Source organism: Arthrobacter sp. UYNi723, assembly GCF_054057635.1.
In genome coordinates, this window is record NZ_JBSRZM010000004.1 from 37,583 (window position 1) to 60,313 (window position 22,731).

A 22,731-nucleotide genomic window follows, 5' to 3' on the forward strand; every position below is an offset into this window, starting at 1 on the left:
GAGAACCGCTCAATGCAGGTGGAACCTGTGGCCAAGGTCAGCTGACCATCGGCCATGGTGAAGATTGTCCAGGATTCCGATGGCGGCGGCGCGCAGCCGGTGAGGAGCAAGACGGAAAGATGCTCAACATGGGCGCGATGGCCGCCTTCGCCCCGAAGTACACGGCAATCACGGCGCACACAATCTGCAGCAGCGTGATCCCCAGCATCAGGCCGCCCAGGCGGAGGATGACGCCGGCGTCCCCCCTTGGCCACGCCCTCATCGATGATGTCCGCGTTCAGCGTGGGCAGGTACAGCGACGCGATGGATTGCGCCAGCTGGAAAATCACGACGGCGATCAGCAGCTGCCGGTGCGGCCGCAGGTATTCAACAAGCAGTTTCCAGAGCATGGCGGCCGGGATCAGGACCAGTCCAGCGAGGTGGGCGTACAGGCCGTCGGGAAGCTCATACGCCAGCCCGCCCACCACCACCGCGGGGAGGCCGGTCAGGGCCGAGACCCAGATGGGCCAGCCCCGCAGCCGCGCCCACACGGCCGTGGCCGCAAAGGCGAGCGCGCCGAGCAACACCAGGCGGTGCCCCACCGCGTGCGTTGGTGACCGGACGATGAAATTGAACGAGGCGGCCAGCCCACAGGCCGTCATGGCTGCAGCGATCAGGACAAGCAGCGCCCACGCGATAGCTTTGGCCGGGTCTGATCTATTTCACCGGTGCTCCTTTGTGCGTGGACTACTCGGCGATGTCTTCTGCCCATAGTTCAGGGTGTTCGTCCTGGAAGGTGCGCATCATCTCAACGCATCGGGCATCATTCAACACCACCACTTCGACGCCGCGTGAGCGGAGAAGTTCGAATTCGCCGGGGAACGTCTCGGCCTCGCCCACCACCACGCGCGGAATCTTGAATTGGATGATGGTCCCGGTACACATCGCACACGGCGCCAGGGTGGTGTAGAGGGTTGTGTCCCGGTAGCTCTTCTGGCGTCCGGCAGCCCGCAACGCAGACATCTCTCCGTGGGCGATTGGATCGCCATGCTGGACACGCTCGTTGTGGCCGCTGGCAATGACGACCCCGCCGCGGGCCAAGGCAGCACCGATCGGGATGCCGCCCTCTCGGAGGCTCTTTTGTGCGGCCTCGTAGGCAGCCTCGAAGACCGGGTCTGTGATGGTTCGTTCAGTTTCGGACATGGGTGCAGTCTAAATCGCGCGCGTCGAAGAATTGTTGGTGGCCGCTGAGGGCTTGACATCGAGGCTATGTGACCGAGGCCTGGCCTACGGGAACACCGGCCATGGCATCAGGCACCTACCGGCCCCTCGCGCCGCGTCTGGTGGCAATCCGAACCTGCCGCTCACCAAAAGCCGCTGCGCCATCAACCTTCTCGGGACCTGCCAGAAAGCCGGTCTATCCGTTTCTCACTAGTCGATGCTCCTGGGGACGCGCGCGACCATGCGGCTCTACTCGGGCCGACATGGCCCCATGTCAAGTGTGCTTGACACCGCGGGCGGCGCCTACTACCGTGTCAAGTGGACTTGACTTCGCGCTACAGGAGGATTCTCGTGCAAACACGCAACGAGACCGGCGACTATCGGGAATCGCTCAAGATAACCGCTGGACTTGTATCCTGGACACTCGCCTGGCTGGCGACCCTTGCCTTGGCCAAGTTCGGCCCCGAACTCTTCTGGGATTCGCAGCCGGCGGCGAGCTGGACCGCGGTTGCTGCCAATCTTGTCGTCGGCATCGGATGGGTCGTCGCCTTCACGCGATTTCTCCGAGGAATTGATGAGTTGCAACGGAAGATCATCCAGGATGCGCTGGTGGTCACCCTCGGAGTGGGGTGGGTCGGCGGATTCGCCTACGTCGTCGCGGACGCTGCCGGCCTCGTCGCGTACGACGTCGATATCGCGGTCTTCCCCGCGCTCTTGGGAGTCGTCTACTTGATCACCTTCGTCGTCGGCATGATCAGATACCGATGAAGAACCGCCTCACGGACCTTCGGACCGAACGCGCCTGGACGCAGGCTGACCTGGCTCAGCGGGTCAGCGTGTCGAGGCAGACGATCAACGCAATCGAAACAGGGAAGTTCGACCCAAGCCTCCCAGTCGCCTTCCGCCTCGCCAGGCTGTTCGACCTGAAGATCGAAGAGATCTTTATCGACGATCACTGAGGCGCCCAATCAAATCCGCCACCTCGGACGACGCTGCCAGCGCCGGCCGGGATGCGGAAGAGCCCGGCCAGGACGGCAAGGGCTGACGGTTAGTCTTTGCCCAGGTTTTCCCTGAGCAGGGCGCGGTGCTCGATGGCGGCTTGCCTGTGGAGCGCGCGGCCGGCCTCGGTGAGTTCCAGATACAGTGAGCGCCGGTCATCTTCACAGGACTGGCGGGAAATCAGTCCGGCTTTGTCGAGCCGGTCCACCACCTTGGACATGGCGCTCTGGGTCATGGGGGTGCGCTCACCGAGTTGCTTCATGCGGCATGCCGCGTCGGTGCTTTCGGCCACGAGATCCAGGATTTCAAACTCCGTCAGGCCGATGCTGAACTTCGACTCCAGCGCACGCTCCAGCGCCCCTGCCGTGTTGAAGTACGTGGTCTGGATGCTGCGCCATTGCTCAACCAGCTGGCGGTCCTGCGGTTTTGCCATGCAGCAACTCTAGTTCATGACCAATTAAAAGTCCACGTCATAATATTCCTTGTCATTCAATGACGTGTCATATAAGTTGTTGCCATGACTTCAACTTCCACCCTTGAAAGAACAGCCGGAGACCGGCTTACAGCTGTGCGTTGGACCCGCGCACAATGGATGCTCCTCCTGGTCCTGTGCACCGTCCTGGCACTCGACGCACTGGACGTATCAATGGTCGGCGTGGCCCTGCCCTCGATCGGCAACGAACTTCATCTCGGAACCGAATCCCTCCAGTGGATCGTCTCCGCCTACGTGCTCGGCTACGGAAGCCTGCTCCTGCTGGGCGGACGGATGGCGGACCTGCTCGGCCGGCGGCGCATCTTCCTGATTGCGCTCAGCGTTTTCGCCGCAGCATCCCTCCTCGGCGGGCTGGTGGATGACCCGGCCCTGCTGATCGCCACCCGGTTCGTCAAGGGCCTGGCCGCCGCATTCACGGCTCCCGCTGCCTTCTCGATCATCACCACCAACTTCGCTGAAGGGCGCGAACGCAACCGTGCCTTGTCCATCTTCACCACGTTCGGCGCCAGCGGATTCTCCCTCGGCCTGGTTGTAGGTGGCCTCATGACCGCCCTGAGCTGGCGCTGGACCTTCCTGGTCTCCGTTCCGGTGGCAGTCGCCGTTGTGTTCCTTGGCCTGAGGTACATCCCCCGGGACGGAGCCTCAGGCCAGGCCGCAGACGGGGAGCAAGAGAGCGGGCATGACGTCTGGGGGGCCATCACGCTCGCGGGCGGCATGCTGGGGCTGGTGTACACGCTGGTATCGGCGCCGGGGAACGGCTGGGGATCTGTGGCAACTATCGCCGGATTCGTGGCCTCCACAGCGGTGCTGGCAGCGTTCGGCGTGATCGAAAACCGCGTCAGGCACCCCCTGATCCGGTTCAGCATCCTCAAGGAAGGCTGGGTTGCCCGGGCCAACCTCAGCGCCGTGGGGCTGTTCGGTTCCTACCTGAGTTTCCAGTTCATCCTGACGCTCTACCTGCAGTCCGTGCTGGGATGGAGCCCCCTTGGCATGGCCCTGGCGCTGCTCCCGACCGGCCTGCTGGTTGCCTCGAGCGCACCCTTCGCGGACCGGCTCATCGAGAGATTCGGCGCCCCGCGGCTGATCCTGACGGGACTGGCCTCGTTGACGCTCGGATACGTGCTGTTCCTTCGCGTAGGCACCTCGCCCAATTACGTGACCGACATTCTGCCGTCCGTCCTGCTGCTGGGGGTCGGTTTCGCCCTGGCCTTCCCGTCCATCAACGTCCAGGCCACCGCTGGCATCCGGGATGCCGAGCAAGGTCTGGCCGCAGGCCTGATCCAGACCAGCACCCAAGTCGGTGCCGCCCTGGTGCTGGCCGTCACCACGGCAATGGTGAGCGGTCACGGCAATGCGCCCGACGCAGGTGCCGCCGTCGATGCGGCCGCGATGCTGGAACAGTACCGACCGGGTCTGATCCTGAGCGCCGCGGTGGCCGTGGCTGCCCTCCTGATCGCCGCGACGCCCAAGTTCTCGCTGGGCACGAGGCGACAGCCGGGAGTTGGAACCGACGGCGTGGTGCTCTCTACCGAGGAGGCCCGGCGCGGCGATAGGCTCAGGAAATGATTGGACGCGTTGATGAGGTCGTAGTGGATTGCCAAAAGCCCGCCGCACTCGCGGAGTTCTGGTCCTCGGTCCTCGGTGGCAAACCAGTGCATCGAAGCGATGCGTGGTCCTTCGTCGATCCGCCGGGATGGACGCGCCTAGCCTTCCAACGTGTGCCCGAGACCAAGCAAGGGAAGAACCGTCTTCATATTGACGTGCACGTTGACGATGTGCCGGCAGCCTCCGTTGCCGCTGAAGCTCTCGGAGCTGTCAGAGTGGGCACGATCCATGCAAGTGCCGTGGGTACGTTCCAAGTGCTCCAAGATCCGGAGGGCAATGAATGGTGTGTTGTGCGGTCAGCAACTGCTGGATGACAACGCGTCGGGAGCCATGGAGGGCTAACGGACGATGGACGGAGCAGGTGGGTGGCCGCTTCTCGGCTATGCAGCCGCCAGGATGACCGGTCGCCCCTGGCCCGTCCGGCTGCGTGCGGGGAGGCTGCCGTCATATCCGGCCGCCGCCGTCGGACGTTGGTTTTTGGTTGGAAGCCCCCACGCGAGTGGACTCGAGCGCGGGGGCTTCCGGGGCTTCGGGCGGGGGGGACCGAAACCGAGATCAATCTACCGACTCCGGGCGGGCGCATAGGTCGAAAATGGCCTGCTCGCCGAAATCTTGTGTGAACCTTGAGCCAGCCGCATGCCCCTAACCCGCAGGCCTCAATGAGGTGATCATCCGTTTGATGTCCTGGTACTCCGGGGTCGCCGCGTACTTCTTGGCCTGCTCCAGATACGGCAGGGACTCGGCCCCCGGCGTCACGTTGTTCGCGGGGTTGTAGAACGCTCCGAACATGGCAGCGGTGGGCGGCCACGTGAAGAAGTGGAAGATGGCGCAGGCCGAGTCGCCCGTGGGCGCCGCCCACGCGATGCCGTAGGCCGCAGCCGGCGTGTTGGCCGGACCCGGCGCAGCATCGTTGCCGCGGGTCTCAAAAACAAACCAGGGCGCCGTGCCGCCCTGTGCCAGCAGCGGCAATTCTTCAGACTCCAGCACCTCGTACGGGAACCGCTCCAGGCACGTGGACCCGGTGGCCATGTTGGTCCGGAGCGTCGCAAGCGGCTTGCCGGCCTGGTTGGTCACCTCGGCGAACGCGCCGCCGCCCTCCGGCAGTTCGCCGGCCGGGTCCCGCACGCTCCACGCGGCCGGGTGTTCGAACGTCAGCTGGCCGTCCGCCGTGGTGTAGCTGGACCAGGCGGCCGACGCCGGCGCGGTGCCGGTGGCGCTCGGCGAGACTGTCGCCGTCGGCATGGCAGTTGTGGTTCCGGTGGCCGTCGCTGAGGTGACGGTGGGGCTGGGACTCGACGTCGGGCCTGCCTGCGGGCCGCAGCCCGTGAAGAGCAAAGCCATCAGAATGGCTGTAGAAAAAACCGCGCCTGACACGGCGGGACTGCGCATCACACCCTCCTTTGGGTCCGAGTTTGGTCCTTAAATTGTGGGGCCGGCGGGCGCGCCAGGATCCGGCGGCGGCCCGATTGGCGCCGAACCGTTGCGGGGATAACAAACGGATCCCGCAACCGCACCGGTCAGGAGTAGAGGGCCGCGAGCAGCTCGACGACGGCCTGCGTCCCGGCTGGCGGGTCGGTCTTGGACCAGGCGACGTAGACGGGGACCGGGGCGGCGTCGCGCACGTGCCGGTACACAACACCCTTGCGCCGGTACTGGTGCGCCGTTGATTCTGCCGTGATGCCCCGTGCTTTGCCGCTGCCGATCGCCGTCAGCCAATCGTCGACGTCGTCCGTGGCGATAGTGCGCCGCGGCTGCTGGCCTTCCGGCCACAGGTCCAGGCGCGTGCTGCCGGTGCGCCGGTCCAGGGCAATCGGTTTGGTCGCGGCTTCTGCAAGGGTGATGCTTCGCTTGCCGGCAAGGGCGTCGTCCGCTGCCATGGCACAGAAGCGGCTCTCCAGCCCGATGAGGACAAGGCTGATGGCCGCCGTGTCGGGGACCCGCCGCAGGATGGCGAAGTCGCTGGTTCCTTCCGCCAGTCCCGCCGTGGGGGTGTTGGTCCGGATGAGGCGCAGCTCCGTGTTGGGAAACGCATCCGCCCACCTGCGCTGGAATTCCGTGGTGTGCCGGCCCAGCGCGGACCAGGCGTAGCCGATCCGGACTGTGCCGCCGCCGTCGGCCGCCTCCTGCTGGATGGCCTCCAAAATCGAGAGAACACGGCGGGCATGCCGGACCGTCCGGTCGCCGGCGGCAGTGAACTCAATGCTCCTGGTGGTGCGGTGCATCAGGCGCACCCCCAAGGCGCGCTCCAGCGCAGCGATATTGCGCGACACCGCCGCCTGCGACATGCCCAGCTCAATGGCGGCGTCAGTAAACGTGCCCGCTTCGGCCACCCCAACCAGGCAACGCAGGTGCCGCAGCTCCATGTCCATAAGCTCATTCTATTCATACGCTGGACGCATAAGAGAGCCCGTCTATGCATTTTGGACGCAACCCCGGCGGCCCCACACTCCAAGGATGGACAACACACTTACTGCCGACCGAGGCCGGGCCGGCGCCATCCTCGTGGCGAGCGCGCTCTCAAACCAGCTGGGTGCGGCCAGCGGTTCACTGGCCTTCCCCGCAATAGGCCCGGTGGGCGTGGTCGCGGCGCGGCAGCTCATAGCCGCGGCGGTGCTGCTGCCCCTCGTCCGGCCACGCATCTTCTCCTTCACCCGCCACCAGTGGTGGCCCATTCTTCTGCTGGCGCTGGTGTTCGGGACGATGAACCTCTCCCTGTACGCGGCCGTAGAGCGAATCGGGCTGGGCCTCGCGGTGACACTCGAATTCCTGGGTCCACTGGCCCTCGCGCTGATCGGTTCACGGACCAAGGCGAGCGCCGCCTGCTCCATCCTTGCCGCTGGCGGGGTTGTGGCCATCACCCAGCCGGAAGCATCCACGGACTACGTGGGCATCGGCCTGGCCCTGGTTGCCGCCTGCAGCTGGGCCGCCTACATTCTCCTGAACAGGACGGTGGGCACGCGGATCCCGGGCATCCAGGGGACGGCTGCCGCAACCGGAGTGTCGGCCGCACTCTTCCTCCCCGTGGGGGTGGTGACGTTCCTCAACGACCAGCCGGACGCGTTCACCATCCTCTGCGCTACAGGCGCCGGCGTACTGGCGTCCGTGGTCCCGTACGTCGCGGACGTGATCACCCTGCGCCGCATCCCCACCAGCCTGTTCGGCGTTCTGATGAGCATCAACCCCGTCTTTGCCGCATTGCTCGGGGCGCTGGCCCTGGGTGAAGCGCTGGGGATTGTGCAGTGGGCCGGTATTTTCCTGATCGCAGCGGCTAACGCGGCCCTGACCGCCGGGGCCGGGCGGCGCCCAACAGTGCCGCTGATGCCGGCGGCAAACTCCCCGAAAAATTGATCCAACCTTGAGCCAACCCTTGGCAACTCATGCAGTTGGCGGTCCACGCTGGATTTATCACCACAAGAAAACGGCGGGGAAGCAGGAAGATTCATGGGGAAGGAATCAGCTCTGGGCGAGGTCGACGCAGTGGGAGGAGTGATCACGGATCACCACCCACTCGACTTCCACACCTTGGGGCTGGCCGGTTGCATTGACCGGCTGACCGGCCCCCTCCGCCAGCAAGGAACGGCAGTCCGCTGGGATACTCCGCACTGGGGCATCGAGATCCCGGCGGACTGCGCGCTCCTCCTCTACCAATCGGCCCGCGAGGCGCTGAGCAACGCTTTCAAGTACTCCGACGCCGCCGAGCTCACCGTCCAGTTGTCCGCCGTTGACCACGGCATCCGTCTTGTAGTGTCCGACGACGGCACGGGCTTTGACTGCAACCTCGCGTTAAGCGGCAAGAACCACGGCTACGGGCTGCGGCTGATGTCCGTGGCAGTACATGAGGCCGGCGGCACCGTCAGCGTCTGTTCGAAGCCGGGGGAGGGCACCACCGTGACGGTCACCCTTCCCCTGGACTGACGCCGTAACTTACCGGGACAGCTTCTCCGGGTCCGGCTCGAGGTCGCCGATGTGGCCCGGGGCGTTCGCTGCCAGCACGCGCTCCACGAACGCGGCGTATTCCTCCATGTAGTGCCGCAGGAACTTGGCCGTGCCCTCATCCCGCACCTCGCCCTCGACAGAGAAGGCTTCCGGCTTGAAGTGGATGTAGACCTCCGGGGCGTTCAGCTGGGGCGCGTCCAGGATGCCGTCCGAGGCCTCGATCGCGTCCTTGAGGGCGCGGCCAGCACAGAACACGTGCCGCGGCCAGAGCACTGGAATGGATATTGACACGCCGCTTTGAGAGGCGCTGAATGATGATTGAGGCACATTCCACACACCATAGGAGCGGTTGAGATGAAGGAAAAACCAGTCGTGGCGCAGCGCATCCACAGCGAGGCTCCGGCCGAAGGGGACGAGACGGCGGACCCCACCGACATCCGCATGCACTCCCAGGAACCCGCCGAAGGCGCCGACACCGACGACGACTAGCCGCCGTCGCCCTCCCCTCTGGCTCGCCCCGCCCCTGAAGCCTTGCCTCTGACGCCTTAGCCCGCAACGGCGATAGGTAAGCATACTGACTGTATTCAGTTTGTCATCAGACCGTTCCAGTCAAAGGAGACGTTGTGAGCAGCAAAGTCGAGAAGCGGATTGTGGTTGACGTGCCGGTCAGCACCGCCTACAACCAGTGGACCCAGTTCGAGGATTTTCCGCGGTTCATGGGTGGCGTGGAGAGCGTGACCCAGCTCAGTGCCGACCGCCTGAAGTGGGTGGCCCATATCGCCGGGGTCCGCCGTCAGTGGGAAGCCACCATCGTGGAGCAGATCCCGGACCGCAGGATCGAGTGGGCGTCCACCGAAGGCGCCACGAACTCCGGTGCCGTGGAATTCTCCGACGCAGGCGGCAACAAGACCGAGCTCTCCCTCACCCTGGAGTACCAGCCGGAGGGCGTGGTGGAGAAGGTGGGCGACCTCCTCCACGTCGTGGCCCGCCAGGCGGAGCACGACCTGATTAAGTTCAAGGAATTCATCGAGCACGAGGGCCATGCCACGGGCGCCTGGCGGGAATCCGTGCCCACGCGCGAGCCGTCGGCGTACAACCGGTACACGCACCCGTTCGACCAGACCGGCGGCCTGGTGGATCTTGAGGGCGAGTCGGACGAGTCGGCGGAGGGCGAGATCCGCAGCGCGGCCGAACGCAAGGTCCGTAAACCGAACGACGGCGGCACTATCCCGCCCCTCGGCGGCAACCTGGGCGACCGCTGACGGGCGGAGTCGCACCTAAGGCGCCACCCCGCCGTCGTACGCGGTATCAGGGTGCGCGGCACAGGGTACGTGGCATCAGCTGCCCTGCCCCGCACAAGCGGTCCTGCCCAGCACCGTTCGTGCGGGGCAGGACCGTCCTTACGTGATCCGCCTAGTCCCTGGCCGGTACCAGCACCACTTCATGCGGACTGGCCGGCCGTTCAAACTGCGCATTCACGGCAGCCAGCGTGTTTCCGAACCGCGCCACCGTGGTGGGGACATCGAAAGCGGGGCTGGTGATGGTGTCTTCGATCTCGCCGGACGACAGATCGTTGGAGAGGTCGATCCGGACGATCTGGTTCAGGAAGTTCTGCACCGCCCAGACTGTGTGGCCACGGACCAGGATGCCGTCAACATTCGGTACATCCACGCCGTCGATCCTCGCGCTTACACCCGTGTCCGGGTCCACGGTGTAGAGGGACTTGTTGTTCGAATGAGCCACAATCAGGACCCGGTCGCCATTGGCGGCAGCAATGCCGTTGAGGTTGAAGGGACCAGTCAGCCCGGCAGCGGGTCCGCTCAGTCGAAGGGTCTCAACATCGCCCAGTTCGCCGTGCCTGCCCACCGGGAGGAAGTAGAGCTCGCCGGCGGCGGAGTTCGTGAACCAGGCGCCGTCCCGTGTCAGGGCGACGTCGTTGATGAACCCCGGAGCCAGCGTGAAATCCTCAACAGGCTCGCCTGATTCAGTGTCATAGACGAAGGCCTTGCCGGTGCCGCCGCCCGCTACAAACAGCAGGTTGTTTCGGGTATCGGCCTTCATGCCGACGGCGGCCCTGGGCTGCGAATCAAAGTCCGATACGTCGATGAACAACCGCGCTTTGTCTTTACGGATGTCGCCGCGGTAAATGTCTCCGAGGGCCAGGTCGCCGGCGTAGAAGGTGGTTCCGCTGCCGGCGGCGATCCCCTCGGCGGAGGTGGCGCCCTTGAGCACAATGACTGAGTCTTCCGGCGGCGACGCCGAGGCCGGGAGGACAGGTGCCAACAGCCCCATGAGTGCAATGAACCCAATGGCGGTACGGCGCTGTACTTTTCCTGAATTCTGGGTTGTGCGGGCCATGATTCTTCCTTGAATTTGGGTGATCCGCACGGGCCAACCTGCGGCAGGCCCGCACGATTGTCCTGCCAGTCTATGCACCCTGAGAACCGGCCCGCCAGAGCCCGGGGCCCCCTCTCTGCCGGGTCATACTCCGCCCTCCGGAGCCTGTGGAGCGGCAAGCTGCCGCGGTCTCTGCTTACAATCGAAACCTCAATCAACTACTGAGGGACCCATGAAGAAACTCGCCACCGCCCTGATCGCTGCCGGCCTCGTGCTTTCCGCTTCTGCGTGCACCACGCCCACCAAACTTTCCACCCCCGAAACCTGCGACCGCGTCAAGGCTGTCCTGGCGAACCCCGCTAACAATGTGGGCAAGACCGGCCTGGTGCGTCTCGCCAACCAGATCCGGCCCATCGAAGTTGTGGCATCGGATGACCTCAAGCCTGCGCTCGGATCCATCATCGAGTTCACGGACGAGTCCGCCAAGGAAGCCCCGGACGAGGCCAAGCTCGCCGAGCTGGAGGCCAAGTACCGTGAAGCCGGCGCCGCGTTCACGAAGCACTGCAGCTAAGACGCCTCCTGCGCTAACGTTCGACGGCGGCCGGTTGGCCGCCGTCGTTGGCTTATCCTTGGCTCGTGGATCTCTATCAGTCACTGCTCTCGTTCGGCCTTGTGGCCGGAGTCCTGACGCTGGTTCCGGGCATCGATACGGCACTGGTGCTCCGTTCGTCCCTCGCCAGGACGCGCGGTTTCGCCTTCGCGACGGCCCTGGGCATCTCCACCGGACTGATGGTGTGGGGAATCGGGGCAGCTGTGGGCGTCTCGGCGCTGCTGGCAGCATCTGAGCTGGCGTACCGGGCGCTCACCATCGCCGGTGCCGCCTACATGGTCTGGCTTGGCGCTTCCCTGCTGTGGAAGAGCCGGGCCAAGGACCCGTCGTCCGCCTCGCCTGCCGCCGAGGTTGGAGTGCCCGCCGCCTCCCGCCATCAACTGTTCCAGGGCTGGCTGACCGGGACAGGCACTAATCTGCTTAACCCGAAGGTGGGGGTTTTCTACATCGCCACGATTCCCCAGTTTATCCCGCCGGGCACACCTCCGCTGCTGATGGGAATTTTGCTCGCCGGCGTCCACTGCGTCCTGGGCCTTGCGTGGCTGACCTTCCTGATTTTCGGAGCAGGTTTCGCCTCCAAATGGCTGAAAAGCGCCCGCAGCCTCCGGATCATCGACCGCATCACCGGCACCGTCCTGATCGGTTTCGGGCTGCGGCTCGCCCTCGAACCACAGCACTGATACCGTTCCCTGGAACGGGTCCCCTGTGGCCGGCCCTCGTGCCGGCCTTAGTTCAGGGACACGGCCAGGTAGAGGACTGTCAGGATAACCAGGGCGGGGGTCATGACCAGGCGCTCCGGTTTGCTGCGGGAGATTCCGTTCAGCACGATGCCCACCGCGAAATAAGCCGTCAGCACCCAACAGAAGACGTCCGTGAAGCCTTGGTTCACCAGCGGTGCCGCCATGCCAGCCTTGGCAAGGGCAACATAGGCGAAGAGGACGTAAAGGATGATCGAGGTGGCGCTCCCGATCCGCAGCTTGGTGGGCAGGACGTTGTGCTGGCCGCCCCACGCGAACCTTCCCAGCGGCGCTCCCGCAACCAGGGCGGCCTGAAAAACGGCGAGCGCGGCCAATAGTACACACGCGGTAGTCGCGGCAAGCTGGGATAGCTGCATCGAATCCCCATTCTCCTTGGTGCGCTGCCGGCCCGTTGCAGGCACCGTATGGACGTCAGCTTAATGTGACCTCCGCCTCATGATGGGACGATCACGCTGTCCCTTCCGTTAAACCATTGGCGAAAGGAGGCCATGTGCTTATTGTCTTAACCGGAATCGACGGCTCGGGAAAATCCACGGCTGCCCGCGCCTTGGTAGATGCGGCCCAGGCTGACGGCGAAAACGCCCTGTTGCTCAGCAACCATGCCGGTAGGCGGAGCATGTCCGTGCTGGCTGAACGGCTGGGCATCCGCTGGCCGCGCCGCCCGGCCGACGCCGTGGAGACCACCCTCCGCGTGGCCAACGTGCTGGTGTCCCATGCCCGGGCCAGCCGCGTCGACGGACTGGTGGTGATGGACCGGCACGTCCACTGCCAGCTGGCCCTGCGCACGGCCAAAGGTCTGCGGCGTGGCAGCCTGCTCCCCTGGCTGATTTCGTCCCTGCCGGCCCCTGACGCCGTGGTGCACCTGGACGTTGAGCCCGCGCTGGCACACCAGCGCATCGTGGCCCGCGGCACTGATTCGGAGACACTGGCTGACCTGGTGGAACTGCGCGACGCCTACCGCTCCATGCCGGAATACCCGGGTTTCGTACAGCTCGACGCCGACTGCCCACCCGCCGAGGTTGTGGCCAGGCTCAAGCGGATCGTGCACCACGGAATCGTGCGTGCGGAAACTGCCGTCGCCGTATAGCCCCCACCCTAGCCCCGGCAGGCCAGCTCCGGCTCAAATCAGCGCGCTCAAATCAGCGCGTGGGATCCCCTGCTCCGCGGCCGACCGAAGGACGCCGTACCCAGGAATTCAATGGCGACGAACGGCTCGGAGCCAACCACCCACTCATCGTGCCCGGGAGGCAGCGCATAGGTGTCATGGGCGCGGATGGTGGACCTCACGCCGTCGGACGTTTGAATCTCCAGGCTTCCGGACACACAGTAACCGAGGTGGTTGTGCTCGCAGAAGTCCGTCAGTTCAGTAGGCTTGGCGGACTCGGACCAGCGCCAGCCTGGAGCGAGGATGAGGCGGGCCACCGAGTAGTCGTCAACCGTGACGAGATCGAACTCGGCCTTGTCCGGACACCGCTTCTTGTCCGGGATGTCAAGGGATTTAACAGCCAGTGCTCTGATGAAATTTGCGGTCATGGGGAAACAGCCTTGGGATCATTTGCGGCGGGCGCTTAGGGCTGGGACCAAGCGGTTGTGCGTGGATGCCGGCTAGCGGCTACGTAGTGCGGATCACGTACTGCGGAGACCAGAAGTGCGTACCTCTAACCGTATCCATACGGCGCCTCAAGTCAATGGACCGCCGGACATTCGCAGAACGGGTAACTGACCCCTGCACAGGTCCCTGCCCCGGACCAGCCGGAATACTTCAAATGACGCCGGAGTTGTTGTTCAAAGTGGAAAGCCGATTCACAGGTTTCCTGTCTTTTGCCATCAGAGTCTCCCAAAGGAACGCCATGAGCCCCCAACTGACCATCAAACTTCAGCCAGGTACCCAGGCCCCCGAGTTCACGCTGCAGGACGCCGAGGGCAAGGAAACCTCCCTGGCCAACTACCGCGGCAAGAACGTCATCGTGTACTTCTACCCGGAGGCGGCAACCCCCGGGTGCACCACCGAGGCCTGCGATTTCCGCGACAGCCTCTCATCCCTGCAGTCCTCCGGTTATGAAGTCCTGGGCATCTCCCCCGACGCCCCGGAGAAGCTGGCCAACTTCACCGGCGACTTCAACCTGACCTTCCCTCTGCTCTCCGACGAGGACCACGCTGTAGCCCTCGCGTACGGCGCGTGGGGCGAAAAGCTGGTCGACGGCGAGATCGTCGAAGGCCTCGTCCGCTCCACCGTGGTGGTGGACCCCGACGGCAACGTGTCGCTGGCCCAGTACCAGGTCAAGGCGCAGGGTCACGTCGCTGCCCTCCGGGAGTCCCTGGGGGTCTAGTCTGGCTGGGCACAGGTAGCCCACCAACCGGGAGTCAGGCATGGCGATCGAAGTCCGTCCGGGAACGCTGTTCGAAGACGTCAAAACGCTGGTTGGACCCAAGCGGCCCGATGCCAACGTCTGCTGGTGCCTGAGCTACCGCATCCCGTCCAAGCAGAACCTTGCGCTGCGCGGAACGGCCCGCGGCGACCTGGTGAAGGAGCTGGTGGCGCAGGATCCGCCGCCAGGGGTTCTGGCGTACGACGGCGGCGAAGTAGTGGGGTGGGCAGCTGTCCACCCGCGCGCCGACACCAGCTTTGCCCGCAACCGCAGGATTCCGCACGTGGACGACGTCGATGTTTGGTCTGTGTGGTGCATCCGGGTCCGGCCCGGTTACCGCGGCAAAGGGATCTCCCACCACCTGCTCAAAGGTGCCGTGGAGCTGGCCCGCGGATACGGCCCCCCCGCAATTGAGGGGTACCCGGTGGACAACGGCGGCAGCAAAGTGGACCTCACCATGGCGTACGTGGGCACGCGCAAACTCTTCGAGAAGGCCGGGTTCGTCAAGGCAGCGGATACGGCTTCGGTGCTCAACGGGTTCCCGCGCGTCCTGATGCGCCTGGACCTGCACTGACGCAACATCCGCTGAATCAGGGCTTCTTCCGCCAGTTACTCGGCCAGTCGTTGTCTATGAACCACAAGGCCAGCAGCATCGCGTCCATGGTCATGAGTCCAGCTAAAAGGTAAGCCCACCCTGTGTACCAATGCACGGCAATCTCCTGACCTGGTTATCCCCCAGCCACGTGATTGTCCTTCAGTGTGGCACGGAAAAGGTCAGCAGGGAACGGCTACTTTGCGAGCGCCGCCAGGCGGCCGTGAACTTCGGTTTCGCGGTTGAGGAGGCGGGTCAGCTGCTCGACTTTTTCCGAGAGCTCGACGCCAACCTCCAGCCGGTCCCCCGGCCAGCTCGAGGCCTCCCAGGACTCCCCCAGGGCTTGGGCCAGCGAGCGGGACAGCAAGCGGAGCTTCCAGGAATGGCTCAGGTAGTGAACGGTGCTGCGCGGGCGGCAGCCCTGCTTCAAGAGCCGCCGCCACCAGTGCCCCAGCCCGCCCGGCAGTCTGACGGATTCCGTTGGTTCCATGAGTCCTGCACCGTCCTCCGGCTATCCGCACATTCCTTCAAAGCTGGTCCTTCGAGTGTGGCCAAGGAGCCTCAAGGTCCCATCAAGGGCGGGCAAGTATTCCGGCAAGTCTGGGCCCACGCCAGGCCGGTCAATGGCCGACCGCCCCGGAATGTCGAGTGCTGCACCCGACTTTCAACCCTCGTTGTCAGGTCTATGACATGCTTCACGGGCCCTAGTACTGTAGAAGTAGAGGCATGCCTTCCATGCCCGAACCGCGCCGTGCCGTTGTGATTGAGGACGATCCGGACATCCGAGGCCTCCTTGTCCGGATCCTGACCAAGCAGGGTTTCGAGGTCACCCACGCTGAAGCCGGCCTGCCCGGCGTGGAGGAGGTCCGCCGCGCCAAGCCGGATCTCATCACACTGGACGTGAACCTCCCGGACGTGGACGGGCTGGAAGTCTGCAAACTCCTCCGTGAATTCTCTGATGCCTTCATCGTGATGCTCACCGCCCGTGCCGACGAACTGGACAAGCTCACGGGCTTGGACAACGGCGCCGATGACTACATCAGCAAGCCATTCAGCCCGCGCGAACTCCAATCCAGGATCAACGCCCTGTTCCGCCGCCGGCAGCCGTCCGCCGCGGACACAGCCGCTGACACAGCCGTGGCGAGCGAGCTGGAGCGCGCCACCGAAGTCCAGCAGAGTCTGCTGCCCAACGAGGACGTCCGTGTGGACGGCTATGACGTCGCCGGCGTCTTCCGCCCCTCGCGCAGCGTGGGCGGGGACTTCTACGACTGGTACCGGACGCCCGAGGGCCTGCACCTGACGTTCGCCGATGCCATGGGCAAGGGCATGGGCGCAGCCCTCATCGCGGCCACCGTCAGGGCAGTGATGCGGTCCACGGGACAGCGCCAGGACCTGGACGCGGCCTTCGCCTCCGCCAGCACCACCATCGCGGCGGACCTGGATTCCTCCAACTCGTTTGTCACCCTCTTCCACGCCCGCCTGGACGCCGCATCCGGCGTCGTCAGCTATGTCGACGCCGGCCACGGACTGGCGCTGCATGTCACCGCCGAGGGGTCGGCGCACCGTCTTCCCAGCGGCGGTCCGCCCGTGGGCGCCTGGGCCGGATCCGCCTGGCCGCAGTCCGCCGTCGGCCTGGCCCCGGGAGACTCCCTGGTGGTGGCCAGCGACGGCGTGCTGGACGTTTTTGACTCGGTGGAGCAATTCACCGAGGCGGTGCTCGCCGCAGCCCATGGCCAGGTTTCTGCGCAGTCCGCCAGCGACGCCATCATGGCACTGGCCCCTGCCGAAACCGCCGAGGATGACGTCACCGTAGTGGTGGTCCGCCGCCTGCCTGAGCCAGCCCCGGCATGACGCGCTTCTGGACCCGCCTGGTTGTGGTCCTGACGGTCATCTTCGGCCTGAACTATGTGGGCTGGCGCTGGGCGTCGTCGCTGAACTGGGATGCCTGGTGGATCGCCGTTCCCCTGGTGCTGGCTGAGACCTACAGCCTGATCGACGTGATGCTGTTCGGGATGACCGTGTGGCAGCTCAAGATCCGCAAGGGAGCACCCGCGCCGCCCCACGATGCCACCGTGGACGTCTTCATCACCACATACAACGAAGACCTGGACATGGTGATGACCACTGCCCTGGCGGCCCAGAAGATCCGGCACCCGCACAGCACCTGGATTCTCGACGACGGCGCCCGCCCCGAGCTGAAAGCCCTCGCTGAACAGCACGGGCTGGGTTATGTGACCCGGAGCGAGGACTGGACCGCCCAGGTGCCGCGCCACGCCAAAGCCGGCAACCTGAACAACGCCATGATGGTCACGCACGGCGAATTCCTGCTGATCCTGGATGCGGACCAGATCCCCGAGCCGGACATCCTGGAAAAGACCCTGGGCTATTTCAACAACCGCCGGGTGGCCCTGGTCCAGACGCCGCAGTACTTCAGCAACGTGCCCGCCCACGATCCCCTCGGCAGCCAGGCACCCCTGTTCTACGGGCCCATCCAGCAGGGCAAGGACGGCTGGAATGCCGCCTTCTTCTGCGGCTCCAACGCCATCCTGCGGCGCGAGGCCCTGATGCAGCTGGGCCTGGTGGGCTATGTCAAAGAGACCGAAAAGAGCATCCGCCGTGCGCTCACCGCCTCCCGTTCCGCCATCCGCCAGGCACGCAAATCCGCGGACATCAACACACCGCTCGTGACCGAAGTCCTGGACGCGGTGGAGGCCGCCACGCTGGAAGCCCAGGAACAGATGGCGGCCGGCGAGGCCATGAGTGAGATCACGTACCGGGTCCGCCAGCGCGTGGACGCGGCCGTGCAGACGCTGGTCCAGGCTGACATGTCCGCCCTGCAGGCCGACCTCGAAGAGATCGCCGCCATGGAACTGGCGCATGTGGGTGACGCCGGCGTCCCGGTGGTTGCCGACGACGCCGTCCAGCGTATGTCGGCCCGGGACTGGTCCCCGCTCGGCGCCCTGGAATCCGTGCAGGCCGTCCTGGACGCCCTCAGCGTTGAGCGGAACGACGAAGCCCAGCCGGTCATGCCGCTGGCCACCATCTCCGTCACCGAGGACATGGCCACGGCCATGCGCATGCACGCCATGGGCTGGGAAAGCGTCTACCACCACGAGATCCTGGCCTATGGCCTGGCGCCCGAGGACCTCAAGACCATGCTGACGCAGCGCCTCCGCTGGGCGCAGGGGACCATGCAGGTCCTGCTCCGCGAGAACCCGCTGGTGCAGAAGGGCCTGAAGATCGGCCAGCGGCTGATGTACTTCGCCACCATGTGGACCTACCTCAGCGGCTACGCGGCGATCATCTACTTCGCCGCCCCCATCATCTACCTGCTGCTGGGCGTCCTGCCCGTGGCCAGCCTCAGCTGGGACTTCTTCATCCGGTTCATCCCGTTTATGGTCGCCAACCAGCTGCTGTTCGCCGTGGCCGGCCGGGGAATTCCCACGTGGCGCGGGCAACAGTACAGCCTGGCGCTGTTCCCCACCTGGATCAAGGCGTGTTCGACGGCGGCCCGGAACGTCTGGTTCGGCCGTCCCCTGGGGTTCGCCGTCACCCCCAAAGCCCGCCAGACCGGCGGCCCCAGCTGGAGCCTCATCCGGCCCCAGATTGTGGTGAGCGTGCTGCTGGCGGTGGCCGCCGTCGTCGGGATTATCCGCCTGGCCACGGGACTTGCCGAGCCGCTTGGCACGCTGGTGAACGTGGGCTGGGTTATTTTTGACCTGGTGGTCATGAGCATCCTGGTCCGGGCTGTTTTGTACAAGGGCTACGAACCCGCTGTGGACGTTGATGCTGGAGAGAGGAAAGCCGATGGAGTTTAGTTACGAGGTCAAGGATTCGTACGCGGAGGTCAGGGCGGACGGGCGGCTGAACATGGTGTCGGCACCCAAGCTGCGCGAATTCGTCACCGATGTGATCGCCGGCGGTTCCTCGCGGATCGTGGTGAACCTGGAGAACACGGCGTTTATGGATTCCTCCGGCCTCGGCGCGCTGATCGGCTGCCTCAAGGCCGCCCGTCAGGCCGGCGGGGACCTGCGCATCGCCGCCGTCCAGCCGCAGGTCAAAATGGTTCTTGAGCTGACCAGCATGGACCGGGTGCTGACTGCCTACGCCTCCGCCGACGAGGCGTTCAGCAATGACTGAGGTCCTGGCCCGGCGGAGCTTCCGGGGACTGTCCGCCGCTGAGTCCATCGACTCCGTCCACAACGAACTGGACAAACTCTGGGAGGACGCCCCGTTCGTCCAGGCCATGGACCAGATGACCTTCACCACGGCGGTGATCGAGTCCGCGTCCAACATCGTCCAGCACGCGCGGCCGGCCAAGGCGCAGAAACCGGTGGAACTGGGAGTGGACATCAGCGTCCAGCCCAGGCTCCTGCAGGCCCGGGTTAGCGCCTTCTTCGCCAAGCCCCCGTTCGGTCCCATGGAGGCGGGAACCCCCGACGACGATTCCGAGTCCGGCCGCGGCCTGGCACTCATCGAGGCGCTGGTCACCACCGTGACCTTCGAACGCCAGGACGGCACCAACACCTGGATCCTGTCCCGGACGTCACAGCCCTGACACCAATGATGAGTAGGCTAGAGGGCATGGCTTTTGAAGAAACCCCCGCTGAGCGCCGCGAGGTCACCGTCCGCAGGGCACCGAAATATGTGCCGTTCCTCATCCTCGGCGCCCTGGTGGGCGCAGCGGTGGCTGCCGCCGTCGCATACGGTCTCCCCGGTGACGAATCCTTCGAGCGCGGCTCGGTGTTCGGCTTCTTCCTGGTGATGTTCGGCGCGGGCGGCGCGGTGCTGGGCGCCGTGGTGGCCCTGCTGCTGGACCGGCGGAGCGTCAAGCGCCAGAAACGCGCCATCGTGGAAGCGGTCCCGGATTCAGAGCCCGACGACGGCGCCCAGCCGTAGGCACCAACACAGACGCCCGGCCTGCGGTCCGGTCACAATGCCGGCGGCGGAAAAGTCGTACCGCATCTCGTGCGATAATCGACCAGTGGCACGCGGCGATGGAAAACTTTCTCATGATCTTCTCCCTGGCGAAAAGGGACCTCAGGACGCTTGTGGCGTTTTCGGGGTCTGGGCACCAGGTGAAGAAGTAGCAAAACTTACCTATTACGGGCTGTATGCATTGCAGCACCGCGGTCAGGAGTCGGCTGGTATAGCTACCAGTGACGGCAAGCGGATCAACGTCTACAAGGACATGGGCCTCGTTTCCCAGGTCTTCGACGAGACCACGCTGAACACCCTGACCGGGCACCTGGCGGTGGGACACTGCCGCTACTCCACCACCGGAGCCAGCCACTGGGCCAACGCCCAGCCCACCCTCGGCGCCACCAGCACTGGCACGGTTGCCCTGGCGCACAACGGCAACCTGACCAACACGGCCGAGCTCAACGCCATGATCATGGAACGCAACGGCGGCCAGCTTAGCGGCGAAATGAAGCAGGGCAACACCTCGGACACCGCCCTGGTCACGGCGCTGCTCGAAGGCGAGGAGGGCAAGACCCTCGAACAGACCGCCATGGAGCTGCTGCCGAAGATCAAGGGCGGCTTCTGCTTCGTGTTTATGGACGAAGGCACCCTCTACGCCGCACGCGATACGTACGGCATCCGCCCGCTGGTTCTGGGCCGGCTGGAGCGCGGATGGGTGGTTGCCTCCGAGCAGTCCGCCCTGGCCACCGTGGGCGCCAGCTTCATCCGCGAAATCGAGCCGGGCGAATTCATCGCCATCGACGAGGACGGCGTGCGTTCCAAGCGCTTCGCGGAGGCGACGCCGGCCGGCTGCGTTTTCGAATACGTTTACCTCGCGCGTCCGGACGCCGCCATCGCGGGACGCTCCGTGTACGAGTCCCGTGTGGAGATGGGCCGCCAGCTGGCCCGCGAAAACACCCAGGACGCGGACATCGTCATCCCGGTCCCGGAGTCCGGCACGCCCGCGGCCGTGGGTTACGCCGAGGAATCCGGCATCCCGTTTGCGCATGGCTTCGTCAAGAACTCCTACGTGGGCCGCACGTTCATCCAGCCCTCGCAGACCCTGCGCCAGCTGGGCATCCGGCTCAAGCTGAATGCCCTTGAGTCCGTGATCCGCGGCAAGCGCGTCGTGGTGGTGGATGACTCGATCGTCCGCGGCAACACCCAGCGCGCCATCGTGCGGATGCTCCGCGAAGCCGGTGCCGCGTCCGTCCACATCAAGATTTCCTCCCCGCCGGTCAAATGGCCGTGCTTCTACGGCATCGACTTCGCCTCCCGGGCGGAGCTGATCGCCAACGGCGCCACCATCGAGGAAATCTCCCAGGCCATCGGCGCCGATTCCCTCGCGTACATCTCCGAAGACGGCATGATCAACGCCACCATGCAACCGCGCGAGCGCCTCTGCACCGCCTGCTTCACCGGCCAGTACCCCATCGAGCTCCCGGGCGCGGACAAACTGGGCAAGAACCTCCTGGAGCGCACGGACCTCGGCGGCCTCACGCCGTCGCCCTCTGCCCTCCCCGGCGCAACGGCGGCACTGGCCATCGATAACAAAGAGGACCCGGCGGAGAAGGCCGGCGCCACCGGCTGCGATCCGGGACCGGACGCCGAGTTCGAGAACCTGCTCACCGAAGAAGACCACGTGCCCGCGATCCACCACGAAGCCACCACCCCCGGCGCTGAAAAGAAAGAGTCCGTATGACTTCCGCAACCCCCGCCGCCGGTAACAGCCCCCTGAGCCCCGCAGGCATCACGTACGCCTCCGCCGGTGTTGACGTTGAAGCCGGCGACCGCGCCGTGGAGCTGATGAAGGGTGCCGTGAAGGCCACCCACAATTCCTCCGTCATCGGCGGTGTGGGCGGCTTCGCCGGCCTGTACGACGTCTCGCGCCTGCTGACCTTCAAGCGCCCGCTGCTGGCCACGTCCACCGACGGCGTGGGCACCAAGGTTGCCATCGCCCAGGCCATGGACATCCACGACACCATCGGCTTTGACCTGGTGGGCATGGTGGTTGACGACATCGTCGTAGTGGGCGCCGAGCCGCTCTTTATGACCGACTACATTGCCTGCGGCAAGGTTGTCCCGGAACGTATCGCGGACATCGTCCGTGGCATCGCCGCGGCCTGCTCCGTCGCCGGCACCGCCCTGGTGGGCGGCGAAACCGCCGAGCACCCCGGTCTGCTGGGCGAGCACGAATACGACGTTGCCGGTGCCGCCACCGGTGTTGTCGAGGCCTCCGACCTGCTGGGCCCGGACCGCGTCCGCGCCGGCGACGTTGTGATCGGCATGGCCTCCTCCGGCCTGCACTCCAACGGCTACTCCCTGGTCCGCCGCGTCATCAACCACGCCGGCTGGGCACTGGACCGCCAGGTCTCCGAACTCGGCCGCACGCTGGGCGAGGAACTGCTGGAACCCACCCGCGTCTACGCTGCAGACTGCCTGGACCTTGCCCGCGCCTTCCCGGTGAACAGCGCCAACGCCGTGCACGGCTTCAGCCACGTCACCGGCGGCGGCCTGGCCGCCAACCTGGCCCGCGTCCTGCCGCAGGGCCTCGTGGCCACCGTGGACCGCGCCACCTGGGAGCTTCCGGCCATCTTCAAGCTGGTCTCCGAGCTGGGCAACGTCCCGCTGGCCGACCTGGAGCGCACGCTGAACCTCGGCGTGGGCATGGTGGCCATCGTGTCCGCCGAAGCCGCCGACGCCGCCGTGGCCCGCCTCAACGACCGCGGCGTCCCGTCCTGGATCATGGGCACCGTCACCGCGGACTCGGATTCCATCCTCAAGACCGGTCCGGACTACGTCCAGGGTGCCAAGGGTGTGGACGGCGGCGCCGTCCGTTTGGTCAACGCCTACGCCTAACTCCTCATCGA

Annotated in this window: 28 protein-coding genes and 2 pseudogenes; 20 read left to right on the plus strand and 10 right to left on the minus strand. The window is 65.5% G+C overall.

The window, feature by feature from the left end; genetic code table 11:
• Nucleotides 1-136 precede the first annotated feature (136 nt).
• Nucleotides 137-389, minus strand: a pseudogene (locus ACVWY0_RS04320) (ABC transporter ATP-binding protein); the annotation flags it as partial.
• A 337-nt stretch (nt 390-726) separates the two neighbouring features.
• Nucleotides 727-1,182, minus strand: coding sequence for a nucleoside deaminase (locus tag ACVWY0_RS04325; RefSeq protein WP_485835578.1), 456 nt, complete (start codon nt 1,180-1,182; stop codon nt 727-729).
• A 369-nt stretch (nt 1,183-1,551) separates the two neighbouring features.
• On the opposite strand from ACVWY0_RS04325, the gene ACVWY0_RS04330 reads away from it, so the two are divergent.
• Complete coding sequence (locus ACVWY0_RS04330) at nt 1,552-1,968, plus strand: hypothetical protein (protein WP_485835579.1); 417 nt, start codon at nt 1,552-1,554, stop codon at nt 1,966-1,968.
• Entirely contained in the window at nt 1,965-2,159 is a 195-nt protein-coding gene (locus ACVWY0_RS04335; protein ID WP_485835580.1) for a helix-turn-helix transcriptional regulator, read from the plus strand. The genes ACVWY0_RS04330 and ACVWY0_RS04335 overlap by 4 nt, the downstream gene beginning before the upstream one ends.
• Before the next feature lie 89 nt (nt 2,160-2,248).
• On the opposite strand, the gene ACVWY0_RS04340 is transcribed toward ACVWY0_RS04335, so the two are convergent.
• Nucleotides 2,249-2,632, minus strand: a complete 384-nt coding sequence (locus ACVWY0_RS04340) for a MarR family winged helix-turn-helix transcriptional regulator (protein ID WP_485835581.1) — start codon at nt 2,630-2,632, stop codon at nt 2,249-2,251.
• An 84-nt stretch (nt 2,633-2,716) separates the two neighbouring features.
• Between ACVWY0_RS04340 and ACVWY0_RS04345 the strand changes: the two genes are divergently transcribed.
• Entirely contained in the window at nt 2,717-4,258 is a 1,542-nt protein-coding gene (locus ACVWY0_RS04345; protein ID WP_485835582.1) for an MFS transporter, read from the plus strand.
• Nucleotides 4,255-4,611 (plus strand): VOC family protein, encoded by a 357-nt coding sequence (locus ACVWY0_RS04350; RefSeq protein WP_485835583.1) that lies wholly within the window; start codon nt 4,255-4,257, stop codon nt 4,609-4,611. The genes ACVWY0_RS04345 and ACVWY0_RS04350 overlap by 4 nt, the downstream gene beginning before the upstream one ends.
• 328 nt (nt 4,612-4,939) lie before the next feature.
• Here the strand turns inward: ACVWY0_RS04350 and ACVWY0_RS04355 are convergent, their stop codons facing one another.
• On the minus strand, nt 4,940-5,638 hold the full coding sequence (locus ACVWY0_RS04355) for a hypothetical protein (RefSeq protein ID WP_485835584.1): 699 nt from the start codon (nt 5,636-5,638) through the stop codon (nt 4,940-4,942).
• Between the two features lie 176 nt (nt 5,639-5,814).
• Nucleotides 5,815-6,666 carry a LysR family transcriptional regulator gene (locus ACVWY0_RS04360; RefSeq protein ID WP_485835585.1) on the minus strand — a complete coding sequence of 284 codons (852 nt, stop codon included), beginning with the start codon at nt 6,664-6,666 and terminating at the stop codon, nt 5,815-5,817.
• An 85-nt stretch (nt 6,667-6,751) separates the two neighbouring features.
• Here ACVWY0_RS04360 and ACVWY0_RS04365 point away from each other — a divergent pair, with 85 nt between their 5' ends.
• Both ACVWY0_RS04365 and ACVWY0_RS04370 read left to right on the plus strand, forming a co-directional pair.
• Nucleotides 6,752-7,645, plus strand: coding sequence for an EamA family transporter (locus tag ACVWY0_RS04365; RefSeq protein ID WP_485835586.1), 894 nt, complete (start codon nt 6,752-6,754; stop codon nt 7,643-7,645).
• A 93-nt stretch (nt 7,646-7,738) separates the two neighbouring features.
• Nucleotides 7,739-8,212 carry a sensor histidine kinase gene (locus tag ACVWY0_RS04370; RefSeq protein ID WP_485835587.1) on the plus strand — a complete coding sequence of 158 codons (474 nt, stop codon included), beginning with the start codon at nt 7,739-7,741 and terminating at the stop codon, nt 8,210-8,212.
• Between the two features lie 9 nt (nt 8,213-8,221).
• Here ACVWY0_RS04370 and ACVWY0_RS04375 read toward each other — a convergent pair.
• Nucleotides 8,222-8,434 (minus strand): annotated as a pseudogene (locus ACVWY0_RS04375) (ACP phosphodiesterase); the annotation flags it as partial.
• A 153-nt stretch (nt 8,435-8,587) separates the two neighbouring features.
• Between ACVWY0_RS04375 and ACVWY0_RS04380 the strand changes: the two are divergent.
• Nucleotides 8,588-8,722: a hypothetical protein gene (locus tag ACVWY0_RS04380; RefSeq protein WP_354252682.1), complete on the plus strand. Its 135-nt coding sequence runs from the start codon at nt 8,588-8,590 to the stop codon at nt 8,720-8,722.
• A gap of 134 nt (nt 8,723-8,856) precedes the next feature.
• Complete coding sequence (locus ACVWY0_RS04385) at nt 8,857-9,495, plus strand: SRPBCC family protein (protein ID WP_485835588.1); 639 nt, start codon at nt 8,857-8,859, stop codon at nt 9,493-9,495.
• A gap of 151 nt (nt 9,496-9,646) precedes the next feature.
• On the opposite strand, the gene ACVWY0_RS04390 is transcribed toward ACVWY0_RS04385, so the two are convergent.
• Entirely contained in the window at nt 9,647-10,591 is a 945-nt protein-coding gene (locus ACVWY0_RS04390; RefSeq protein ID WP_485835589.1) for an SMP-30/gluconolactonase/LRE family protein, read from the minus strand.
• A gap of 211 nt (nt 10,592-10,802) precedes the next feature.
• Here ACVWY0_RS04390 and ACVWY0_RS04395 point away from each other — a divergent pair, with 211 nt between their 5' ends.
• Both ACVWY0_RS04395 and ACVWY0_RS04400 read left to right on the plus strand, forming a co-directional pair.
• Nucleotides 10,803-11,141, plus strand: a complete 339-nt coding sequence (locus ACVWY0_RS04395) for a hypothetical protein (RefSeq protein WP_485835590.1) — start codon at nt 10,803-10,805, stop codon at nt 11,139-11,141.
• A gap of 65 nt (nt 11,142-11,206) precedes the next feature.
• Entirely contained in the window at nt 11,207-11,860 is a 654-nt protein-coding gene (locus ACVWY0_RS04400; protein WP_485835591.1) for a LysE family translocator, read from the plus strand.
• 47 nt (nt 11,861-11,907) lie between these two features.
• Here ACVWY0_RS04400 and ACVWY0_RS04405 read toward each other — a convergent pair whose 3' ends face one another.
• Nucleotides 11,908-12,294 (minus strand): hypothetical protein, encoded by a 387-nt coding sequence (locus ACVWY0_RS04405; protein WP_485835592.1) that lies wholly within the window; start codon nt 12,292-12,294, stop codon nt 11,908-11,910.
• A gap of 134 nt (nt 12,295-12,428) precedes the next feature.
• On the opposite strand from ACVWY0_RS04405, the gene ACVWY0_RS04410 reads away from it, so the two are divergent.
• A complete protein-coding gene (locus ACVWY0_RS04410; RefSeq protein WP_485835593.1) occupies nt 12,429-13,025 on the plus strand; it encodes a dTMP kinase in 597 nt (198 codons plus the stop codon).
• A 47-nt stretch (nt 13,026-13,072) separates the two neighbouring features.
• Here ACVWY0_RS04410 and ACVWY0_RS04415 read toward each other — a convergent pair whose 3' ends face one another.
• A complete protein-coding gene (locus ACVWY0_RS04415; RefSeq protein WP_056341140.1) occupies nt 13,073-13,471 on the minus strand; it encodes a cupin domain-containing protein in 399 nt (132 codons plus the stop codon).
• 317 nt (nt 13,472-13,788) lie between these two features.
• On the opposite strand from ACVWY0_RS04415, the gene bcp reads away from it, so the two are divergent.
• Both bcp and ACVWY0_RS04425 read left to right on the plus strand, forming a co-directional pair.
• Entirely contained in the window at nt 13,789-14,268 is a 480-nt protein-coding gene (gene bcp, locus ACVWY0_RS04420) for a thioredoxin-dependent thiol peroxidase (protein ID WP_485835594.1), read from the plus strand.
• 40 nt (nt 14,269-14,308) lie between these two features.
• Nucleotides 14,309-14,881: a GNAT family N-acetyltransferase gene (locus ACVWY0_RS04425; RefSeq protein WP_485835595.1), complete on the plus strand. Its 573-nt coding sequence runs from the start codon at nt 14,309-14,311 to the stop codon at nt 14,879-14,881.
• Between the two features lie 214 nt (nt 14,882-15,095).
• Here ACVWY0_RS04425 and ACVWY0_RS04430 read toward each other — a convergent pair whose 3' ends face one another.
• Nucleotides 15,096-15,389: a hypothetical protein gene (locus ACVWY0_RS04430; RefSeq protein ID WP_485835596.1), complete on the minus strand. Its 294-nt coding sequence runs from the start codon at nt 15,387-15,389 to the stop codon at nt 15,096-15,098.
• A 236-nt stretch (nt 15,390-15,625) separates the two neighbouring features.
• Here ACVWY0_RS04430 and ACVWY0_RS04435 point away from each other — a divergent pair, with 236 nt between their 5' ends.
• The 7 genes from ACVWY0_RS04435 (at nt 15,626) to purM (ending at nt 22,720) form a co-directional block, all read left to right on the plus strand.
• Nucleotides 15,626-16,750, plus strand: coding sequence for a PP2C family protein-serine/threonine phosphatase (locus ACVWY0_RS04435; RefSeq protein ID WP_485835597.1), 1,125 nt, complete (start codon nt 15,626-15,628; stop codon nt 16,748-16,750).
• On the plus strand, nt 16,747-18,717 hold the full coding sequence (locus tag ACVWY0_RS04440) for a glycosyltransferase family 2 protein (protein WP_485835598.1): 1,971 nt from the start codon (nt 16,747-16,749) through the stop codon (nt 18,715-18,717). The genes ACVWY0_RS04435 and ACVWY0_RS04440 overlap by 4 nt, the downstream gene beginning before the upstream one ends.
• The gene (locus tag ACVWY0_RS04445) at nt 18,707-19,039 is read left to right on the plus strand and encodes an STAS domain-containing protein (protein ID WP_485835599.1); all 333 of its coding nucleotides are present in this window, start codon (nt 18,707-18,709) and stop codon (nt 19,037-19,039) included. The genes ACVWY0_RS04440 and ACVWY0_RS04445 overlap by 11 nt, the downstream gene beginning before the upstream one ends.
• Nucleotides 19,032-19,457: an ATP-binding protein gene (locus ACVWY0_RS04450; RefSeq protein WP_485835600.1), complete on the plus strand. Its 426-nt coding sequence runs from the start codon at nt 19,032-19,034 to the stop codon at nt 19,455-19,457. Before ACVWY0_RS04445 ends, ACVWY0_RS04450 begins: the two co-directional genes overlap by 8 nt.
• A 26-nt stretch (nt 19,458-19,483) precedes the next feature.
• Entirely contained in the window at nt 19,484-19,798 is a 315-nt protein-coding gene (locus ACVWY0_RS04455) for a hypothetical protein (RefSeq protein ID WP_058930964.1), read from the plus strand.
• 85 nt (nt 19,799-19,883) lie between these two features.
• On the plus strand, nt 19,884-21,563 hold the full coding sequence (purF, locus tag ACVWY0_RS04460; RefSeq protein ID WP_485835601.1) for an amidophosphoribosyltransferase: 1,680 nt from the start codon (nt 19,884-19,886) through the stop codon (nt 21,561-21,563).
• Nucleotides 21,560-22,720, plus strand: a complete 1,161-nt coding sequence (purM, locus tag ACVWY0_RS04465; protein WP_058930962.1) for a phosphoribosylformylglycinamidine cyclo-ligase — start codon at nt 21,560-21,562, stop codon at nt 22,718-22,720. Before purF ends, purM begins: the two co-directional genes overlap by 4 nt.
• The last annotated feature ends 11 nt before the right edge of the window (nt 22,721-22,731 follow it).

Bases quoted from the DNA above. Each gene is read 5' to 3' on its own strand.
- bcp (WP_485835594.1), top strand. From the start codon at position 13,789: ATGAGCCCCCAACTGACCATCAAACTTCAGCCAGGTACCCAGGCCCCC.
- ACVWY0_RS04355 (WP_485835584.1), bottom strand. From the start codon at position 5,638: ATGGCTTTGCTCTTCACGGGCTGCGGCCCGCAGGCAGGCCCGACGTCG.
- ACVWY0_RS04445 (WP_485835599.1), top strand. From the start codon at position 18,707: ATGGAGTTTAGTTACGAGGTCAAGGATTCGTACGCGGAGGTCAGGGCG.
- ACVWY0_RS04455 (WP_058930964.1), top strand. From the start codon at position 19,484: ATGGCTTTTGAAGAAACCCCCGCTGAGCGCCGCGAGGTCACCGTCCGC.
- ACVWY0_RS04425 (WP_485835595.1), top strand. From the start codon at position 14,309: ATGGCGATCGAAGTCCGTCCGGGAACGCTGTTCGAAGACGTCAAAACG.
- ACVWY0_RS04390 (WP_485835589.1), bottom strand. From the start codon at position 10,591: ATGGCCCGCACAACCCAGAATTCAGGAAAAGTACAGCGCCGTACCGCC.
- ACVWY0_RS04350 (WP_485835583.1), top strand. From the start codon at position 4,255: ATGATTGGACGCGTTGATGAGGTCGTAGTGGATTGCCAAAAGCCCGCC.
- ACVWY0_RS04450 (WP_485835600.1), top strand. From the start codon at position 19,032: ATGACTGAGGTCCTGGCCCGGCGGAGCTTCCGGGGACTGTCCGCCGCT.
- ACVWY0_RS04405 (WP_485835592.1), bottom strand. From the start codon at position 12,294: ATGCAGCTATCCCAGCTTGCCGCGACTACCGCGTGTGTACTATTGGCC.
- purM (WP_058930962.1), top strand. From the start codon at position 21,560: ATGACTTCCGCAACCCCCGCCGCCGGTAACAGCCCCCTGAGCCCCGCA.
- ACVWY0_RS04435 (WP_485835597.1), top strand. From the start codon at position 15,626: ATGCCTTCCATGCCCGAACCGCGCCGTGCCGTTGTGATTGAGGACGAT.
- ACVWY0_RS04345 (WP_485835582.1), top strand. From the start codon at position 2,717: ATGACTTCAACTTCCACCCTTGAAAGAACAGCCGGAGACCGGCTTACA.
- ACVWY0_RS04395 (WP_485835590.1), top strand. From the start codon at position 10,803: ATGAAGAAACTCGCCACCGCCCTGATCGCTGCCGGCCTCGTGCTTTCC.
- ACVWY0_RS04365 (WP_485835586.1), top strand. From the start codon at position 6,752: ATGGACAACACACTTACTGCCGACCGAGGCCGGGCCGGCGCCATCCTC.
- ACVWY0_RS04370 (WP_485835587.1), top strand. From the start codon at position 7,739: ATGGGGAAGGAATCAGCTCTGGGCGAGGTCGACGCAGTGGGAGGAGTG.
- ACVWY0_RS04380 (WP_354252682.1), top strand. From the start codon at position 8,588: ATGAAGGAAAAACCAGTCGTGGCGCAGCGCATCCACAGCGAGGCTCCG.
- ACVWY0_RS04440 (WP_485835598.1), top strand. From the start codon at position 16,747: ATGACGCGCTTCTGGACCCGCCTGGTTGTGGTCCTGACGGTCATCTTC.
- ACVWY0_RS04340 (WP_485835581.1), bottom strand. From the start codon at position 2,632: ATGGCAAAACCGCAGGACCGCCAGCTGGTTGAGCAATGGCGCAGCATC.
- ACVWY0_RS04335 (WP_485835580.1), top strand. From the start codon at position 1,965: ATGAAGAACCGCCTCACGGACCTTCGGACCGAACGCGCCTGGACGCAG.
- ACVWY0_RS04325 (WP_485835578.1), bottom strand. From the start codon at position 1,182: ATGTCCGAAACTGAACGAACCATCACAGACCCGGTCTTCGAGGCTGCC.
- ACVWY0_RS04360 (WP_485835585.1), bottom strand. From the start codon at position 6,666: ATGGACATGGAGCTGCGGCACCTGCGTTGCCTGGTTGGGGTGGCCGAA.
- ACVWY0_RS04430 (WP_485835596.1), bottom strand. From the start codon at position 15,389: ATGGAACCAACGGAATCCGTCAGACTGCCGGGCGGGCTGGGGCACTGG.
- ACVWY0_RS04415 (WP_056341140.1), bottom strand. From the start codon at position 13,471: ATGACCGCAAATTTCATCAGAGCACTGGCTGTTAAATCCCTTGACATC.